This is a genomic window from Amycolatopsis sp. NPDC003865 (assembly GCF_053605345.1).
This window is the reverse complement of the sequence record NZ_JBSGJA010000003.1, coordinates 364,909-381,300: the sequence shown is the minus strand read 5'-3', so window position 1 is coordinate 381,300 and position 16,392 is coordinate 364,909. Positions and strand designations below refer to the sequence as shown.

At 70.0% G+C, this 16,392-nt stretch carries 16 protein-coding genes and 4 tRNA genes; 6 read left to right on the top strand and 14 right to left on the bottom strand.

What is annotated here, in order from left to right; all coding sequences use genetic code 11:
• Positions 1 to 29: 29 nt before the first annotated feature.
• From rplK to ACWEVP_RS10455, 4 genes are all read right to left on the bottom strand, one after another.
• The gene (gene rplK / locus ACWEVP_RS10470; protein ID WP_043781763.1) at positions 30 to 467 is read right to left on the bottom strand and encodes a 50S ribosomal protein L11; all 438 of its coding nucleotides are present in this window, start codon (positions 465 to 467) and stop codon (positions 30 to 32) included.
• Between the two features lie 74 nt (positions 468 to 541).
• Entirely contained in the window at positions 542 to 1,378 is an 837-nt protein-coding gene (gene nusG / locus ACWEVP_RS10465) for a transcription termination/antitermination protein NusG (RefSeq protein WP_452062305.1), read from the bottom strand.
• 73 nt (positions 1,379 to 1,451) lie between these two features.
• Positions 1,452 to 1,892, bottom strand: coding sequence for a preprotein translocase subunit SecE (secE, locus tag ACWEVP_RS10460; protein WP_364460561.1), 441 nt, complete (start codon positions 1,890 to 1,892; stop codon positions 1,452 to 1,454).
• A gap of 26 nt (positions 1,893 to 1,918) precedes the next feature.
• Positions 1,919 to 1,991 (bottom strand) — tRNA-Trp (locus ACWEVP_RS10455).
• Positions 1,992 to 2,188: 197 nt separating this feature from the next.
• Here ACWEVP_RS10455 and ACWEVP_RS10450 point away from each other — a divergent pair.
• Together ACWEVP_RS10450 and ACWEVP_RS10445 are read left to right on the top strand one after the other, a co-directional pair.
• Positions 2,189 to 3,118 carry a TIGR03619 family F420-dependent LLM class oxidoreductase gene (locus tag ACWEVP_RS10450; RefSeq protein WP_452062304.1) on the top strand — a complete coding sequence of 310 codons (930 nt, stop codon included), beginning with the start codon at positions 2,189 to 2,191 and terminating at the stop codon, positions 3,116 to 3,118.
• A gap of 94 nt (positions 3,119 to 3,212) precedes the next feature.
• On the top strand, positions 3,213 to 4,118 hold the full coding sequence (locus ACWEVP_RS10445; RefSeq protein ID WP_452062303.1) for an SGNH/GDSL hydrolase family protein: 906 nt from the start codon (positions 3,213 to 3,215) through the stop codon (positions 4,116 to 4,118).
• Between the two features lie 71 nt (positions 4,119 to 4,189).
• On the opposite strand, the gene ACWEVP_RS10440 is transcribed toward ACWEVP_RS10445, so the two are convergent.
• The 6 genes from ACWEVP_RS10440 to ACWEVP_RS10415 form a co-directional block, all read right to left on the bottom strand.
• Complete coding sequence (locus ACWEVP_RS10440) at positions 4,190 to 4,588, bottom strand: MaoC family dehydratase (RefSeq protein ID WP_452062302.1); 399 nt, start codon at positions 4,586 to 4,588, stop codon at positions 4,190 to 4,192.
• On the bottom strand, positions 4,585 to 5,034 hold the full coding sequence (locus tag ACWEVP_RS10435; protein WP_452062301.1) for a MaoC family dehydratase N-terminal domain-containing protein: 450 nt from the start codon (positions 5,032 to 5,034) through the stop codon (positions 4,585 to 4,587). Before ACWEVP_RS10435 ends, ACWEVP_RS10440 begins: the two co-directional genes overlap by 4 nt.
• A gap of 77 nt (positions 5,035 to 5,111) precedes the next feature.
• The gene (gene rpmG, locus ACWEVP_RS10430) at positions 5,112 to 5,276 is read right to left on the bottom strand and encodes a 50S ribosomal protein L33 (RefSeq protein ID WP_005152047.1); all 165 of its coding nucleotides are present in this window, start codon (positions 5,274 to 5,276) and stop codon (positions 5,112 to 5,114) included.
• Positions 5,277 to 5,325: 49 nt separating this feature from the next.
• Positions 5,326 to 5,398 (bottom strand) — tRNA-Met (locus ACWEVP_RS10425).
• Between the two features lie 50 nt (positions 5,399 to 5,448).
• Positions 5,449 to 5,521: transfer RNA gene (locus ACWEVP_RS10420), tRNA-Thr, on the bottom strand.
• A 79-nt stretch (positions 5,522 to 5,600) separates the two neighbouring features.
• A complete protein-coding gene (locus ACWEVP_RS10415; RefSeq protein WP_452062300.1) occupies positions 5,601 to 8,246 on the bottom strand; it encodes a putative bifunctional diguanylate cyclase/phosphodiesterase in 2,646 nt (881 codons plus the stop codon).
• Between the two features lie 237 nt (positions 8,247 to 8,483).
• On the opposite strand from ACWEVP_RS10415, the gene ACWEVP_RS10410 reads away from it, so the two are divergent.
• The 3 genes from ACWEVP_RS10410 to lon all read left to right on the top strand — a co-directional run bounded on the left by ACWEVP_RS10410 (position 8,484) and on the right by lon (position 12,850).
• The gene (locus ACWEVP_RS10410; RefSeq protein ID WP_452062299.1) at positions 8,484 to 9,422 is read left to right on the top strand and encodes a GNAT family N-acetyltransferase; all 939 of its coding nucleotides are present in this window, start codon (positions 8,484 to 8,486) and stop codon (positions 9,420 to 9,422) included.
• 70 nt (positions 9,423 to 9,492) lie between these two features.
• Positions 9,493 to 10,347, top strand: coding sequence for an SAM-dependent methyltransferase (locus ACWEVP_RS10405; protein ID WP_452062298.1), 855 nt, complete (start codon positions 9,493 to 9,495; stop codon positions 10,345 to 10,347).
• A gap of 100 nt (positions 10,348 to 10,447) precedes the next feature.
• Positions 10,448 to 12,850 (top strand): endopeptidase La, encoded by a 2,403-nt coding sequence (lon, locus tag ACWEVP_RS10400; protein WP_452062297.1) that lies wholly within the window; start codon positions 10,448 to 10,450, stop codon positions 12,848 to 12,850.
• A 65-nt stretch (positions 12,851 to 12,915) separates the two neighbouring features.
• Here lon and ACWEVP_RS10395 read toward each other — a convergent pair whose 3' ends face one another.
• Together ACWEVP_RS10395 and ACWEVP_RS10390 are read right to left on the bottom strand one after the other, a co-directional pair.
• Positions 12,916 to 13,710 carry a class I SAM-dependent methyltransferase gene (locus ACWEVP_RS10395; protein ID WP_452062296.1) on the bottom strand — a complete coding sequence of 265 codons (795 nt, stop codon included), beginning with the start codon at positions 13,708 to 13,710 and terminating at the stop codon, positions 12,916 to 12,918.
• A gap of 220 nt (positions 13,711 to 13,930) precedes the next feature.
• Positions 13,931 to 14,013, bottom strand: a tRNA-Tyr gene (locus tag ACWEVP_RS10390).
• 118 nt (positions 14,014 to 14,131) lie between these two features.
• Between ACWEVP_RS10390 and ACWEVP_RS10385 the strand changes: the two genes are divergently transcribed.
• Complete coding sequence (locus ACWEVP_RS10385) at positions 14,132 to 14,623, top strand: YajQ family cyclic di-GMP-binding protein (RefSeq protein ID WP_452062295.1); 492 nt, start codon at positions 14,132 to 14,134, stop codon at positions 14,621 to 14,623.
• A gap of 31 nt (positions 14,624 to 14,654) precedes the next feature.
• On the opposite strand, the gene ACWEVP_RS10380 is transcribed toward ACWEVP_RS10385, so the two are convergent.
• Positions 14,655 to 15,857, bottom strand: coding sequence for a tyrosine-type recombinase/integrase (locus tag ACWEVP_RS10380; protein WP_452062294.1), 1,203 nt, complete (start codon positions 15,855 to 15,857; stop codon positions 14,655 to 14,657).
• Positions 15,847 to 16,389, bottom strand: coding sequence for a replication initiator (locus ACWEVP_RS10375; RefSeq protein ID WP_452062293.1), 543 nt, complete (start codon positions 16,387 to 16,389; stop codon positions 15,847 to 15,849). The genes ACWEVP_RS10380 and ACWEVP_RS10375 overlap by 11 nt, the downstream gene beginning before the upstream one ends.
• Between the last annotated feature and the right edge of the window lie 3 nt (positions 16,390 to 16,392).

Below are 16,392 nucleotides of genomic sequence, written 5' to 3'. Positions count from 1 at the left end.
CGGCTCTCCCACGGGTGGAGCTGCAGACGTCAGGCGTCGACGACCGTGATGCCCATCGACCGGGCGGTGCCGGCGATGATCTTCGCGGCCTGGTCGATGTCGTGCGCGTTGAGGTCGGTCTCCTTGGTCTTGGCGATCTCGCGGACCTGGTCCCAGGTGACCTTGGCGACCTTGGTCTTGTGCGGCTCGCCGGAGCCCTTCTCCACGCCCGCGGCCTTCAGCAGCAGCTTCGCGGCCGGCGGCGTCTTCAGCTTGAAGTCGAACGACCGGTCCTCGTACACGGAGATCTCGACCGGGACGACGTCCCCGCGCTGCGACTCGGTCGCGGCGTTGTAGGCCTTGCAGAACTCCATGATGTTGACGCCGTGCTGACCCAGCGCCGGGCCGACCGGCGGCGCGGGGTTGGCCGCACCCGCCTTGATCTGCAGCTTGATGATCGCCGCAAGCTTCTTCTTCTTGGGTGGCATTTCTTTTCCTGTCCTGTACTACGTTCCCCGCGTACCTGCCGTGGACGCGGGGACTGCGGCCGGAAAGGCCGGCCTCAGATCTTGGAGACCTGGTTGAACGACAGCTCGACCGGGGTCTCCCGGCCGAAGATCGACACCAGGACCTTCAGCTTCTGCCCGTCGACGTTGACCTCGGAGATCGTCGCCGGCAGCGTCGCGAACGGGCCGTCCATGACCGTGACCGACTCGCCGACCTCGAAGTCGACCTCGACGGCCGGGCCGCCGAGCGGCGCGGCCGCGGCGGCCTCGCCCTTGCTGGCCTTGGCCGGGGCTTCCTTCTCGACCTGCGGGGCGAGGAACTTCAGCACCTCGTCCACGGTCAGCGGCGACGGCCGCGAGGTGGCGCCGACGAACCCCGTGACACCCGGCGTGTTGCGCACCGCACTCCACGAGGCGTCGTTCAGGTCCATCCGGACCAGGATGTAGCCGGGCAGCACCTTGCGCTGCACCTGCTTGCGCTGGCCGTTCTTGATCTCGGTGACCTCTTCGGTCGGGACCTCGATCTGGAAGATGTAGTCCTCGACGTCCAGGGTCTGGGTCCGGGTCTCGAGGTTGGTCTTCACCTTGTTCTCGTAGCCGGCGTAGGAGTGCACGACGTACCACTCGCCGGGCGCGGCGAGCAGCTCGGCGCGCAGCTTCGCGACCGGGTCCTCGTCGTCCTCGGCGGGTTCGGCGACCTCGTCGGTCACGTCCTCGTCGGCCGCGGCCTCGGCGGAAGCGTCCTCGTCATCGGAAGCGGCTGCGTCGACCTCGTCGGACACCTCGACGGGCTCCAGGTGCGCGGACTCCTCGTCACCGAGTGCCGCGTGCACCTGCTCGTCGGAAAGCTCGGTCAGGTCGTGACCGGCTGATGTGCCGTTGTCGGAGGTCACGTTCCGTCCTCTCAGTTGATCATTGCCGGGGTCAGGCCGGGACCTGAGCCCCATCGGCGCGCGCCGGGGCGCGTCAGCCGAAGATCTTGCCGATGCCCCACTTGAATGCCAGGTCGAGCACGCTCACCAGGGCCACCATGAACACGACGAAGGCCAGCACGACCGCGGTGTAGGTGACCATCTGCTTGCGGTTCGGCCAGATGACCTTGCGCAGCTCCGCCCAGACCTCGCGGATGAAGCGCATGAGCCGCGCGAACACGGAGGCCTTCTTCGCCTTCTGGTCCCGCTTCGGGGTCGGAGCGCCCTTCGCGTCGGGAGCGGTCTTCTCCCCCGACTTGCCGGCCGGCCGGGTCTTGTCGTCCGCACGTGCCGCGGACTTGCCCGCCGGGCGAGCGGTCGCACGGCGCTCACGCCGGGCAGCGGCTGTGACGGGACGGGACTGGCTCTCGGGCTTCTGCCCGGTGCCGTCCTGCTCCTGCTCGCCGCCGCTGGCGTCGCTGTCGCTCACGACCACTCCTCCGCTCCACCAGTTCCGTTACGCAGGGGTGACAGGACTTGAACCTGCAACCTGCGGTTTTGGAGACCGCTGCTCTGCCAATTGAGCTACACCCCTGTGGAGCCCCGATCGCTCGGAGCCCCGTTGGACGCATTCCATCGTCCCCACCATCCAGGCGGGGATGACCGTAGTGCGTTCCAAGTCCCGAAGTCTACGGCAAGCCTCGCGAGAGCCCGCAACCGCGCCCCCCGATCGACCGCCGTACCCCGGCCGGCCTGCGGAAAACTCCCCGCCGGCCACCTGATCATGCCAGGATGTCCGCCATGACGGACAACCCGGAGTCCCGCTCACCGGTGAGCGGGACGCGGCTGGGGCTCGCGCTGCCGCAGTACGGCTCGCTCGCCGACCCCGCGGCCGTCGCGCGCTTCGCGACCGCCGCCGAGGACCTGGGTTTCGGGTCCCTGTGGGTCGGCGACCGGATCCTGACACCGCACGCGCCCTCGGACCTCTACCCGGGCGGCGGGACGCCGGAGCACCCGTACCCCAAGGAGTTCGAGACCTTCGCGGACCCGTTCACGACCTTGGCGACCGCCGCGGCGGTGACCCGCACGGCCCGCCTGGGGATGAGCGCTCTGACCGGCCCGGTGTATTCCCCCGTGCTGCTCGCCAGGGCCCTGACCTCGCTCGACCTCGCCAGCGGCGGCCGGCTGGACGTCGGGCTCGGGCTCGGCTGGCTGCGCGAGGAGTACTTCGCGACGGGCGTCCCGTGGGAGGGCCGCGGCAAGCGGCTCGACGACGTCCTGGACGCTCTCGAGGCACTGTGGACCGGCGACCCGGTGGCGCACGAGGGCCCGCAGTGGCGGATCGCGCCGTCGACGGTCGGCCTGCGCCCGGCGCAGGCGCCGCGGCCGCCGGTGCTGCTCGGCGGGTTCTCGCCGCCCGCGCTCGCCCGGGTCGGACGGCGGGCCGACGGCTGGCTCGCCGGGTGGATGCCCAAGGAGTACCTGATCGGCCTCTGGGCGGTCGCGCTCGACGCGGCCGAGAAGGCCGGGCGCGACCCCGGCGACCTGCGGCGGGTCCTGCGGATCAACCCGCGTGCGGGCACCGGCGTCGAGACGGTCGCCGACGTCGGTCCCTGCCTGGACGTGGCCCGTGAGCTGGGCATCACCGAGGTCCTGGTCGATCTGCACTACGTCGCCAAGGACGTCGATCACGCGCTGGAGCTCGCCGCCGAGCTGGTGTGACGGAGATCATCGTCACGGAGCGGGGTTCGGCGGTTCCCCCTAGTCACCCGGATCGCCGACTTCGGAACCGGCCTCGCACCGGTAGAAACGAAGGGTGGCGAAGAACAGCGGGGGCGGCTGCCTCGTCGTCGTGCTCGTCGTCGGCCTGCTGGCCTTCGGGTACTACAAGTGGCAGCACGGCTCTTCGTCGGCTCCTCCGGACACCGGGGCCGAGACGGGGGGCGGGACGGGCCGGTATGTGGCTTTGGGCGACTCCTACACGTCCTCGCCGCACAACGGACGGCAAGCCGGTCCGCCGCCCGGGTGCCAGCGTTCGCTCGACAACTACCCGCACGTCGTCTCGGCGAAGTTGAAGCCCGCCGAACTGGCCGACGTCAGCTGCAGCGGGGCTACGACGGCGAATTTGACCTCGCCGCAGAAGACTTCCGACGGGACCAATCCGGCTCAGCTCGACGCCGTCAACTCCAAGACCACGCTCGTCACGCTCGGGATCGGCGGGAACGACGTCGGGTTCATCTCCATCGCCGCTTCCTGTGCCACCGCTCATCCCTCCGGGTCGCCTTGCCGGGATCGGTTGACCGCCGGTGGGCACGATCAGCTCGCTGAGCGGATCGATGCCGCCGCGCCGAAGGTGGGGGCCGTGCTCGACAAGATCCACCAGAAGGCGCCCAAGGCCAAGATCGTTGTCGTCGGGTATCCGACCGTCTTGCCTGATGGGGATGGGTGCTGGCCCGTTCTTCCCGTTGGTTCCGGCGATGTCGACTACTTCCGTGGGGCGCTCGGGAAGTTGAACAAGATGCTTGAAGATCAAGCCGATGCCCATCACGCCGGTTATGCCGATACCGCTGCTCCCAGCAAGGGGCATGATGTCTGCTCGGCTTCCGACACCCGCTGGGTCGAAGGCGTCATCCCCGCCTCGCGGACCGCTCCGCTGCATCCCAATGTGCGTGGTGAGCAGGGGATGGCTGATGCCGTGCTCGGGGTTTTGAAGCTTCCCTGAGTTCTCTTCCGGCACCCCGAAGCTGGTCTCGGTGCTCGTTCTCGTTGCCCCTTGCGGTGGTCTCGCTGACGCTAGGCGCGCACCAATGCCTGCGGCTTGCCCAGGACCGTCTTCCCGTCGAACTTGGCCACCAGGTCGATCCTGGCGGTTCCGTCGTCGTTGACCGCCCCCACCTTGCCGGAGAACTCCACCGTTGCTCCCTCGGGCGTGTTGGGGACCACCACCGGCCTGGTGAAGCGGGCGCTCAGGTCGATCAGCCTTGCCGGGTCTCCCAGCCAGTCCGTCACCACCCGGCCGGCCAGGGCCATCGTCAGCATTCCGTGGGCGATCACGTCCGGGAGTCCCACGCCCTTCGCGAACTCCTCGTTCCAGTGGATCGGGTTGAAGTCCAGGGACGCTCCCGCGTAGCGGACCAGCTGCTCGCGCGTCACCCTCAGCTCGATCGAGGGCAGCTCGTCGCCGACGTTCACGCGTCCTCCCCCCGGACCACCAGCTGGGCCCTCGTCGTGGCGATGTGCTCGCCGTCGCCGTCGGCGATCTCCGCTCGCAAGTTGATGAAGTCGTTGCCCGCGCGGGCCATGATCTTGTCGATGTGCGTCGTCAGCAGCAGCCTGTCGCCCACCCGCACCGGGCGGCTGTAGCTGAACTGCTGGTCGCCGTGAACCATGCGCGAGTAGTCGAGCCCGAGCTCCGGGTCGCTCACGATCGCGTTGATCGCCGCCAGGTTGACGATCGTGATGAACGTCGGTGGCGCGATCACGTCCGGGTGACCCGCCGCGCGGGCCGCCTCCGGGTCGCGGTAGACCGGGTTTTCGTCGCCGATCGCGTCGGCGAACTCGCGGATCTTCTCCCGGCTCACTTCGTAGCTGGTCTGCGGCGGGTACACCCGCCCGGTGAACGACTCGTCCAAGGGCACCCGAGGAGGCTACCAACAGCAAGAAGCCGCCCTGGTGGTCCAGGGCGGCTTCTCGAAAGCTGGGTGAACGCGCTACGTCAGCGGGTTTCCTTGTGCGTCCGGTGCGTACCGCAGTTCGGGCAGAACTTCTTCATCTCCAGGCGATCCGGGTTGTTGCGCCGGTTCTTCTTGGTGATGTAGTTGCGGTGCTTGCACTCTTCGCACGCCAGCGTGATCTTGGGTCGCACGTCGGTGGCAGCCACAGCGTTTCCTTCTCTCTCAGGTCCGGGGGCCAGCCCCGTCGTTACCGCGTAGCGGTGGCCGGACTTGAACCGGCGACACAGCGATTATGAGCCGCTTGCTCTGCCAACTGAGCTACACCGCCCTTACATGACCCAAGCCGCGACACGCTGGCGTGACGCGGCTGAGGTCGAGAGCCCCTTTACGGAATCGAACCGTAGACCTTCTCCTTACCATGGAGACGCTCTGCCGACTGAGCTAAAGGGGCCTGCCTCTCGCGAGGACTTGGAAAGATTAGCAAGGGCCGTCACCCCGTCGTGCACCCGGGGTCCGCTAACCGCAAAACCTCAGGTCAGCAGGGTAAGCACGGTCTCGGAGTGGCGGCCAGGGGAGCGCGCCGTGCGGGCCTGCAGCCACGCCTCCAGGCGGTCCTCCGGCAGCGGACGTGAGATCAGGTAGCCCTGCGCGACGTCGCAGCCCATCGCCTCCAGCTGGTCGCGCGCCACGTCCTCCTCGACGCCCTCGGCCACCACCGTCAGCCCGAGCGAGTGCCCCAGCTCGACGATCGACCGGACCACCGCGAGGTCGCCGAGGTCGGTGCCCATGCCGAGGACGAAGCTCTTGTCGATCTTCACCTGGTCGACCGGTAGCTGCCGCAGGTAGGCCAGCGACGAGTAGCCCGTCCCGAAGTCGTCCACCGCGAGCGTGATGCCGAGCGAGTGCAGCTCGCGCAGGATCGGCAGCGCCTTCTGCGGGTCGGACATCACGCCGGACTCGGTCAGCTCGAACGTCAGCAGCTCCGGCGGGATGCCGTAGTGCTCCAGCTCGCGGGCGACCTTGTTCGGGAAGTCCTCGTCGGCCAGGTTGCGGACCGACAGGTTGACCGCCACCGAAATCCGCAGGCCCTCGTCGAGCCACTTCCGGCAGCGCTTGAGCGCCTCGCCGAGCACGAAACCCGTCAGGACGCCGATCAGGCCGGCCGCCTCGATCGCCGGGACGAACTCGTCCGGGCCGAGCCTGCCGAACTCCGGGTGCACCCAGCGCACCAGCGCCTCGACGCCCTGCACCTGCCGGTTCGGCAGGGTGATCTTCGGCTGGTAGTGGACGCTGACCTGGCCGTCCTCGAGAGACTGCCGGAACTGCGTGACCATCTGGAAGCGGCGCAGGAAGATCTGGCCCATGCTCGGCACGTAACCGCGGACCTCTTCGCCGCCCTTCGTCGCCCGGACGGCGACGTCGGCGCGCTGCAGGAGGCCTTCGATGTCGACGACGTCGCCGGACTCCTCGGGCGTCGTCGTCGCGTAGCCGATCATCGCGTTCGCCTCGACCGACAGCCGGTCCACCGGGTACGGCGCGGACAGCTCTTCGCGCAGCCGTTCCGCCGCCGCGTGCGCGTCCTCCGGCGGGCAGCCGACGAGCAGCGCCGCGAAGGACGCGCCTTCCAGGCGGGCGAGCGGGACGTCGGGGCCGAGCGCGTCGCGGATGCGGCGGCCGGCGGCGATCACCATCCGGTCGGCCCACGCGTAGCCCAGCGCGTCGCTGACCGTCGAGAAGACGTCGAGGTCGATCCGCAGCACGACGGCGTTCGCGAAGTCCCGCAACGGTTCCTTCGCCACCTGCCGGAAGCCCGGCCGGTTCAGGTGCCCGGTGAGCGGGTCGTGGTAGGCGTCGTGGCGCAGGGTCGCGAGCAGGCGCCGGTTGTCCAGCGACGTCGCCAGGTGGCTGGCCATCGTGCCGAGCAGCTGGACGTCGTACTTGCCGAACCCGCGCCAGCGGGACAGCCGGTCGTGCGCCTCGACGACGCCGAGCAGCTGGTTCGCGCTGCGCAGCGGCACGACGAGCGCCTCCTGCGCGCCGCGGTCGAGCAGCGCCGCACGGACGTCGGGGTTGGCTTCGGTGATCCGGAAGTGCCGGACGTGCGCGCCGGGCAGGCGCAGCAGCGGGTCGTCGGCGGCCGGGTCGGCGACCGGCAGGTCCTCGCCGGCGACGACGACGCGCATGGCGTCCTTCGGTTCGAGCCGCAGCCGCAGCACGACGCGGCCGGCCGCCAGCTGGTCCTTGATGCGCTCGGCGATCGTGGCCCACTCGCGGACGTCGACGCCGCCGACGAGCTCGTCCGCGCGGCTGGCCGGGCGCGCCGCGGCCTGCTGGCCGGAGCGGGCGACCATCAGGCTGACGTCGGACAGCGCCTCCATGTCCCGCTGCTCGCGCAGCAGGTCGGAGTAGGCCCAGTAGAGCGCGGTCAGGCCGAGGAAGACGGCGAGCACCAGCGGCCACGCCTTGGGCGTGTTCGAAATGACGAGGTAGCCGGACAGGCCGACGGAGGCGTTGACGAACCCGACGACCAGGATCCGCGCGGTGAGCCGGACGGCGGTGCTGACCCGCATGCGGCGCCGCAGGACGCGGACCGCGGCCAGCGCGAGCAGCGTGCTCACCAGCGGCGCGGTCAGGGTGCCCGCCAGCGCGGCGACCCACGGGATCTTGTCGCCCGCCCCGGCGCCGACGGCGACCTTCACCAGCCCGGCGACCCCGAAGGCGCCGGTGATCTCGAGCAGGAACGCGCCCGCGTTGTAGAGGACGCGGCCGGCGACCTTGCGCGCGAGCAGCGTGCCGATGCCGGCGACCAGGTGCGCGGCCAGCACGACTTCGAACGGCGCGACGAAGAACCCGATGACGAGCGGGATCTCGGTGAACGAGATGGTCCACGAGATACCGCTGCGGACGTCGACGTTGATGCCGAGCTGCTCGGCGAGCAGGAACGCGACCGCGAGCACCGGCCCGATCCACAGCAGCCTGCTGTCCCAGTGGAACGGCAGCCACGAGCCGACGGCGAACGCGGCGACGAGCCCGATGCTCAGGACGGCGAAGGTGTACGCGCGGAACCGGCGTTCGTCGGTGCGGGCTTCGGCGGAGACGGGCGGTGTCCCGGAAGCGGCTCCCGGCCCGGGCTGCGCCTGCGCTCCGGCGTCGCCGTGGGCGTTGGTGTCCGGCATCCGACCTTCCCTCCCGGCTTGTCCACCGGTACTGATCCGTGACTTCGGGTGTGGACAAGGGCCATACCGTACCCCGTAGGGCGTACCCGTGTCCCTTTCGAGACAGTAGGAGATCACCCCAGGGTTAACAATGCCTCGATGGCGCTGACCTGCGTGGACCAAGGGGTGAAACAACGGGTGCACAAGCAGGGGTAAGTCCCCTGCACGCGGCGGCCCGGGTAGCGCTTCAATGAACCCATGCACAGCGACGTGATAGCCACCGAACACGCGGCCCGGCTCGCGGCGGTGGACTCCCTGCTCCCCGGTTCTTCTTCCTTCGAGGCGGCCGAAAACGCCGTGGTGCTGGAGGTCGCGACGGGTGACTCCGCCGCCTCCGCCCTCGCCTCGCGCATCCAGGTCGACCAGGACGCGCCGAACGCGCCGTGGCGGGCGCTCACCGAGCACCGGCTCGACCTCCAGCTGGCCGGCCCGCGGCCGGCCGAAGCCCTCGACGCGCTGCTCACACGATGGGATGAACATCTGCGCGCGGTCGCCGAGCGCGGCGACACCGAGACCGCGGCGATCGTGCCGCGAGCGAGCCGCGACGCCGCCGGCACGCGCGAAATGCTGCACCACGGCTTCGCGCCGCTGCGGGTGATCGCGGTCCGCCCGGCCGAGCGGATGATCCCGGCGGGCCCGCGCGGCACACCCGGCGTCAAGATCCGCCGCGCCGAGCCGCGCGACCTCGAAACCGTCGTCGCGCTGGGCCTGGAACTGCACACCTTCGACGCGCAGTACGGCACGGTCAACTTCCGCCAGGGCGTCGAGGACATCATGGCCAAGGACCTGGCGGAGCAGCTGAACCGCCCGGAGCCGCCACTGTGGATCGCCGAGCTGTACGGCCGCCCGCTCGGCATGGTCAACGTCCAGCACCCCGGCGAGACCGGCTGGATCAGCGACCGCGTGAAGGCGTCCCGCGTCGGCTACCTGTCGTCGCTGGCCGTCGCGGAGACCGCGCGGTCGTCCGGTGTCGGTACCGCGCTGGCCGCGCACGCCCACCACGTCCTGGACGAGGAAGGCGCCGACGTCGTCCTCCTGCACCACGCGGCGGCGAACCCGCTGTCGACGCCGTTCTGGTACGCGCAGGGGTACCGGCCGCTGTGGACGTACTGGCAGCGCCGGCCGGCCGTCCGCTGAACAACTGGCGGCTTACCCCGCGACGTCGGTCCTTATAGGCTTGGCCCGGGAGCAGCGAGGGGAGCCGGAAGTGACCGACCAGCGCGATTCGGCGCCGAGAGCGCCCGAGGGCGTCGACACCGAGAAGCCGTCCGCGGCCCGGATCTACGACTGGTACCTGGGCGGCACGCAGAACTGGGCCGTGGACCGCGAGTTCGGCAGGCGCATGGAGCAGCAGTGGCCGCTCGTGCGCCCCGGCTCGAAGCAGAACCGCGAGTTCATGAACCGCGCGGTCCGGGCGGCGCTGCGGGCGGGCATCCGCCAGTTCATCGACCTCGGCTCCGGCGTCCCGACGGCGGGCAACGTCCACGAGGTCGTCGAGGCGGAGCTGCCCGAGGACCACGACGCGAAAGTCGTGTACGTCGACTACGAGCCGGTCGCGGTCGCGCACGCGACGCTGATCCTCGAAGAGGAGATGGCGACGGACTGGGCGGGGATCGTCCAGGCCGACATGCGCGACGCGAAGGCCGTGCTGCGCGCCGAAGAGACGAAGCGGCTCATCGACTTCTCGCAGCCGGTCTGCCTGATGATGATGGCGGTCCTGCACTTCGTCGGCCCGGACGACGACCCCATCGGCCTGCTGAAGGCCTACCGCGACAAGCTCGCGCCGGGCAGCTGGCTGGCGATCTCCCAGATGAGCGAGGGCGACGGAACCGGCAAGTACCTGGACGGGCTGCGCTGGTTCGTCGAGCAGTACCGCAAGACGAGCAACCCGGTGTGGCTGCGCGACCGCGACGAGATCGCACCCCTGTTCGGTGACTGGGAGATCATGGAACCGGGCATCGTGCACCTGCCGGACTGGCGGCCCGACCGGAAGCTGAACGCCTTGGAGGCCGAGGCCCGGCCGTTCGCCTGGTGCGGCATCGGGGTCAAGCCAGGCGCCTGACCTGCGGTTTCGGTGATCGCTGTGGGCGAACGCACCATCGGAAACAAACGCACCCATCGGAGAGTTGAGCAAGGCAGACTCAACTACACGAGGAGTGCACATGTCCGACACCCGCCTCCTGCCCGTGCTCCCGCTCGATGACGACGTCGTGCTGCCGGGCATGGTCGTCCCGCTCGACCTCACCGACACCGAGACGCGAGCCGCGGTGGAGTCCGCCCAGGCCAAGACGCCGAGCCAGGCGTCCTTCCCCGGCATCCGGTCGACCGGCGCCACCAAGGCCGAGGTCCTGATCGTCCCGCGCGTCCACGGCGAGTACGCCGAGTTCGGCACGGTCGCGACGGTCGAGCGCATCGGCCGCGTGCCCGGCGGCAAGGCCGCCGTCCTGCTGCGCGGCACCGCCCGCGCGCTCGTCGGCCGGATCGCCGACGGTCCCGGCGCCGCCCGCTGGGTGCACGCCGAGGACGCCCCCGAAACCACCGACGACCGGACCGCGCAGCTCGCGGCCGAGTACAAGGCCGTCGTCATCTCGATCCTCCAGCAGCGCGGCGGCTGGCAGCTGATCGACGCCGTCCAGCAGGTCGAGGACGCCTCCGCGATCGCCGACCTGTCCGGCAACGCGCCCTACCTCTCCATCGACCAGAAGCTCGAACTGCTCGGCGCCCTGGACGTCACCGCACGCCTGGAGAAGTCGCTCGAGTGGAGCAAGGAGCACCTGGCCGAGCTCGAGGTGACCGACACGATCCGCAAGGACGTCGCCGAGGGCATGGAGAAGCAGCAGAAGGAGTTCCTGCTGCGCCGCCAGCTCGAGGCCATCCGCAAGGAGCTCGGCGAGCTCGACGGCACCGCCGACGAAACGGACTACCGCGCCCGCGTCGAGGGTGCCGAGCTGCCGGACGCCGTCAAGAAGGCCGCGCTGGCCGAGGTGGACAAGCTGGACCGCACGTCCGAGCAGTCCCCCGAGGGCGGCTGGATCCGCACCTGGCTGGACACCGTCCTGGAGCTGCCCTGGAACGAGCGCACCGAGGACGTCTACGACATCGCCGCGGCTCGCGCCGTGCTGGATGCCGACCACGCCGGCCTCGACGACGTCAAGGAACGCATCATCGAGTACCTGGCCGTGCGCAAGCGCCGTGCCGAGTCGGGCATGGGCCCGGTCGGCGGCCGCCGGTCCGGTGCCGTGCTCGCCCTCGCCGGTCCTCCCGGGGTCGGCAAGACGTCGCTGGGCGAGTCCGTCGCGAAGGCGATGGGCCGCAAGTTCGTCCGCGTGGCGCTGGGCGGCATCCGCGACGAGGCGGAGATCCGCGGTCACCGCCGCACGTACGTCGGCGCGCTGCCCGGCCGGATCGTCCGCGCCATCAAGGAAGCCGGCTCGATGAACCCGGTCGTGCTGCTCGACGAGATCGACAAGGTCGGCGCCGACTACCGCGGCGACCCGACCGCGGCGCTGCTCGAAGTGCTGGACCCGGAGCAGAACCACACGTTCCGCGACCACTACCTCGAGGTCGAGCTGGACCTGTCCGACGTCGTGTTCCTGGCCACGGCCAACGCGCTCGAGACCATCCCCGGCCCGCTGCTGGACCGCATGGAGCTCGTCACGCTGGACGGCTACACCGAGCACGAGAAGGTCACCATCGCCCGCGACCACCTGCTCCCCCGCGAGCTGGAGCGCGCCGGGCTGGGTGCTTCGGACGTGGTTTTGACCGACGCGGCGTTCAGCAGGATCGCCGCCGAGTACACCCGCGAGGCGGGCGTGCGTGACGCGAACCGGACGATCGCCAAGGTGCTGCGGAAGGTCGCGACGAAGGTGGCGCTGGACGAGGTCGCCCTGCCGGTTTCGATCGATGCCGCCGACCTTCCCGGCTACCTCGGACGGCCGCGGCACATCCCGGAGTCGTCGCTCCCGGCCTCGACGCAGCGCACGGCGACCCCGGGCGTGGCGACGGGCCTGGCGGTGACCGGCGCGGGTGGTGACGTCCTCTACATCGAGGCGTCGCTGGCCGACGAGGAGTCCGGCGCGTCCGGGCTGCAGCTGACCGGCCAGCTCGGCGACGTGATGAAGGAGTCGGTCCAGATCGCGCTGTCCTACCTGCGTTCGCACGGCGCGGAGCTGGAGCTGCCGGTCGGCGACCTGCGCAAGCGCGGCATCCACGTCCACGTGCCGGCGGGCGCGGTCCCGAAGGACGGGCCGTCGGCGGGCGTCACGATGACGACGGCGCTGGCATCGCTGCTGTCGGGCCGCGTGGTTCGCGCCGACGTCGCGATGACGGGCGAGGTGTCCCTGACGGGCCGCGTCCTCCCGATCGGCGGCGTGAAGCAGAAGCTGCTGGCCGCGCACCGGGCGGGGATGAAGACGGTGATCATCCCGCAGCGCAACGAGCCGGACCTCGACGACGTCCCGGCCGAGGTGCTGTCCGAGCTGGACGTCCACGCGGTGGCGAACGTGCGCGAGGTCCTGGACCTCGCCCTGACCCCGGCTTCGACGCCGGTTTCCCAGGCGGCGTAACCCCGAACGCCGCCACCCGAGAACGGCCGGTTTCCCCCCACCCCCAAGGGAAACCGGCCGTTCGTTCACACCCGGCGTGCGGCGATCAGGTAGCCGGTGCCGAGCAGGCCGGCCGCGCCGCGGGCGGTCTTCGCGTCCCGACGGATGAGCCGGTCGAGCGGCGGCACCAGCGCGGTGACGTCGTAGAAGAGCGTGTCCTGGGGCTGCAGCCCGGCCCGCCACAGCTCGTGACGCAGCCGTCGCGGGGAGTACGCCTCGATCCCGGTGCGGCGCGCGCCGTGCCGCCGCGGGAAGTGCAGCGCGTCCTCGATCCCGCCGAGCACGCGGCGCGCCGGCCAGTACAGGCCCCATTCGACCAGCCGGTACGGGCTGTGCGGGTTGAGCATGGTGACGACGGCGAGGCCGCCGGGGCGGAGCACGCGGGCGATTTCGCGCAGCGCGAGCGGAACATCGACGTATTCCAGCACGCCCATCGCGAGCACGATGTCGAAACCGCCGTCGAGGAACGGCAATTCTTCGATGTCGCCGACGGTGAAATCGGCCGCTTGCCCGGCGTTCCGCCGCGCGGCGTCGACCATCGCGGCGGAGCGGTCGCAGCCCGTCACGGAGAATTCAGCCGGCCGGCTTTCCCGAAGGTGGCGGACCATCATTCCGGGCCCGCAGCCGACGTCGAGGAGCGCGCCACCGGGGTGGCCGCGAAGCACCTGGTCGACGGCGTGGATCCGGGATCGGTGGTACCGGGCGGTGGGCCCGCGGCCGGCATACGCCTCGGCGTAGGCGGCGACGAGCCGGGCATCTGCGTACTGGACCCGCACGAGCTCGTCGCGCGTCGGGTGGTCGAGCGTCCCGGGAACCGGCATGCGTACCTCCACTGGTCTGAGTTCGGCACTTGCGGGGTCGGGACGGTCACGAAAGCCGTTACCGTTTCCCGGCGGTTTCCGGAAATGGGTTCGAAAGGACGAATGAATCTTCCATCGCACCGGCGAGGAATTGCGGCCGATTCGCGGGTTGAGTAAAGAAGAGGTTATGGCTCGCAAAACGGCCCCGCGACCTGGTGGTCGCGGGGCCGTTCCGGCTGGGTGGCGGGTGAGGGATTCGAACCCCCGTAGGCGTAAGCCAACTGGTTTACAGCCAGTCCCCTTTGGCCACTCGGGTAACCCGCCATGGTCGGTCGCACCGGCCGAGGAGAAGCTTACCCAAGGGCTCCCGGCGGGGGTCAACCGGGATACCCGGGGCTAGGCTGGGTGGCCCCTGACAAGCGAGTACGAGGTGTGAGGACACGTGGCGGATCCCTCTTTCGACGTCGTGAGCAAGGTCGACCGCCAGGAGGTGGACAACGCGCTCAACCAGGCAGGCAAGGAGCTCGGCACGCGCTTCGACTTCCGCGGCACGGGCACGACGATCAACTGGTCCGGCGAGGAGGCGATCGCGATCGAGTCCGAGACGGAGGAGCGCGCCCTGGCCGCGGTCGAGGTGTTCAAGGAGAAGCTGATCAAGCGCAGCATCTCGTTGAAGGCGTTCGAAGCGGGCGAGCCGGCGCTGTCGGGCAAGATCTACAAGATCTCGGGCAAGATCCTGCAGGGCATCGCGTCGGACAAGGCGAAGCAGATCGCGAAGTTCATCCGGGACGAGGGCCCGAAGGGCGTGCAGGCCCAGATCCAGGGTGACCAGCTGCGGGTGTCGGGCAAGAAGAAGGACCAGCTGCAGGACGTGATCGCGTTGCTGAAGGGCAAGGACTTCGAGATCGCCTTGCAGTTCACCAACTACCGGTGACGTTGGCGGGTTGACCTGCGGGTATCTGGTTTCAGGTGCCCGTGGGTACAACGTCGGTACAACCGAGCGCGGAGTCGACGAGCGTCCGCGTCTGGTCCACCGCGTCCGGCCAGTACCCGACGTAGGTGTTGAGCGTCACCGTGGGCGTGGTGTGGCCCATCGCGAGTTGGACGGTCTTGACGTTCGCTCCCCCGAAGATCAGCACCGTCGCGAAGTAGTGCCGGAGGTCACGCAGGCCGAAGCCTTCCGGCAGGCCAGCGGCCTTCACGGCCGGACGCCAGATGTACGACCAGTCGGCCCGGTGGATCGGGCGGCCGTCGCCCCGCGTGAACACGAGGTTGGCGGGCCGCCGGATCGGCCGGCGGGGGTCGGTCTCGTCGTCGATCTCCTCCGGCAGGGTCCGGAAGGTCTCCAGGTGGCCGCGCAGGGAGTTCGCGACCAGTGTCGGCAGCTCGTTGGCCCGGCGGCTGGTCTTGGTCTTCGGCGGCGCGAGGTACGGCGTCCGGCCGGACACCACGGTGAGCTGATGGCGGACCTCGACCTCCATCACGTCGAAGTCGATCGCGTCGCGCTCCAGGCCGAAGATCTCGCCGCCTCGCCAGCCACAGCCAGCCGCCAGGTAGACGATCGGCCGGTACCGCTCCGAAAGCGCGTCGTGGAGCGCGTGGACCTCTTCGGGGCGCGCGATGTAGTACTGGGTGTCGTCGATCTCCGGCAGGCGGATGCCGACGCACGGAGATGCCCCGATGCGCTTGTCGGCCACGGCCGCGTTGAACAGCGGAACGAGCGTCCCGAAGTAGACGACCGTGAGCGTGCTCGGAGCGAGCTTGGTCGCTCGATCCTTTACCCAGCCCCGAATGTGCGAGCTTCGGATCTGCGCGATGGGCAGCTCACCGAGCACAGGCACGAGGTGCCGCCGGATGACGCGCTCCGTGCGTTCGGCCGTGCTCGGGCGGTGCAGCAGCGTCTGCCGCCACTGGTCCGCGTACTCCCGGAACGTCAGCCGACCGGCTCGAGGATCGACGTACTGCCCGCGCGAGATGTCGGCGTGCATGTTCGCGTCGTGCCGGTCGGCGTCGGCGCGACGCTCGAACAGCTCGGTACGGTCCTGGCCGGTGTCCGGGTCGACCCAGCGAACACGCCAGCGCTTACCGCGTCCGTGGCGCTTCGCGCGCAGCCTCTCGCCGGTCTCCGCGTCGCGTTTGCGCAGGTACCAGAGGTCGTCAACGGCCATGCGATCCCCCGCCGTCGTCGTCCTGGCCGTCGAGCTTGCGCCGGGCGAGATGCAGTTCGGCGAACACGGCGGCAAGCCGTCGCTCCGCGTCGTTGTGGTAGCCGATGCCGGTCATGGACCAGTCGTTGACGACGGTCAGGACCTCGGTGTCGGCGATGCCCAGGGCCTCACGCTGCTCATCGAGGCGGTACTCCGCCCGGGTACGGCGGATCTGCCCGAACGTCGTCGAGTAGCGGCGCGACTTGGTCAGGAAGTGGCCCCGGAACCCGAGCATGTGCGCCCACTTCCGGAGGTTCAGCTCCCGGTACTCAGGCAGCCCGCCGAGCCGCCAGGCGGTGCGCATGAGCTGCTTGTGGTGCTCGGTGATCGGAAGCTGCTCGATGTGCTCCGCCGAGCGGATGCGGTAGTCGGAGCCCTCGGTCAGCCGGGTGCCCTTGGTGGCGTACTTGGCGACGTAGCCCGCGACGCGCCGGTCATGCCAGCCGCCTTCCGAGCCCTCCGAGGTGCCTTCCGAGGCCGCGATGGGCTCCACGTC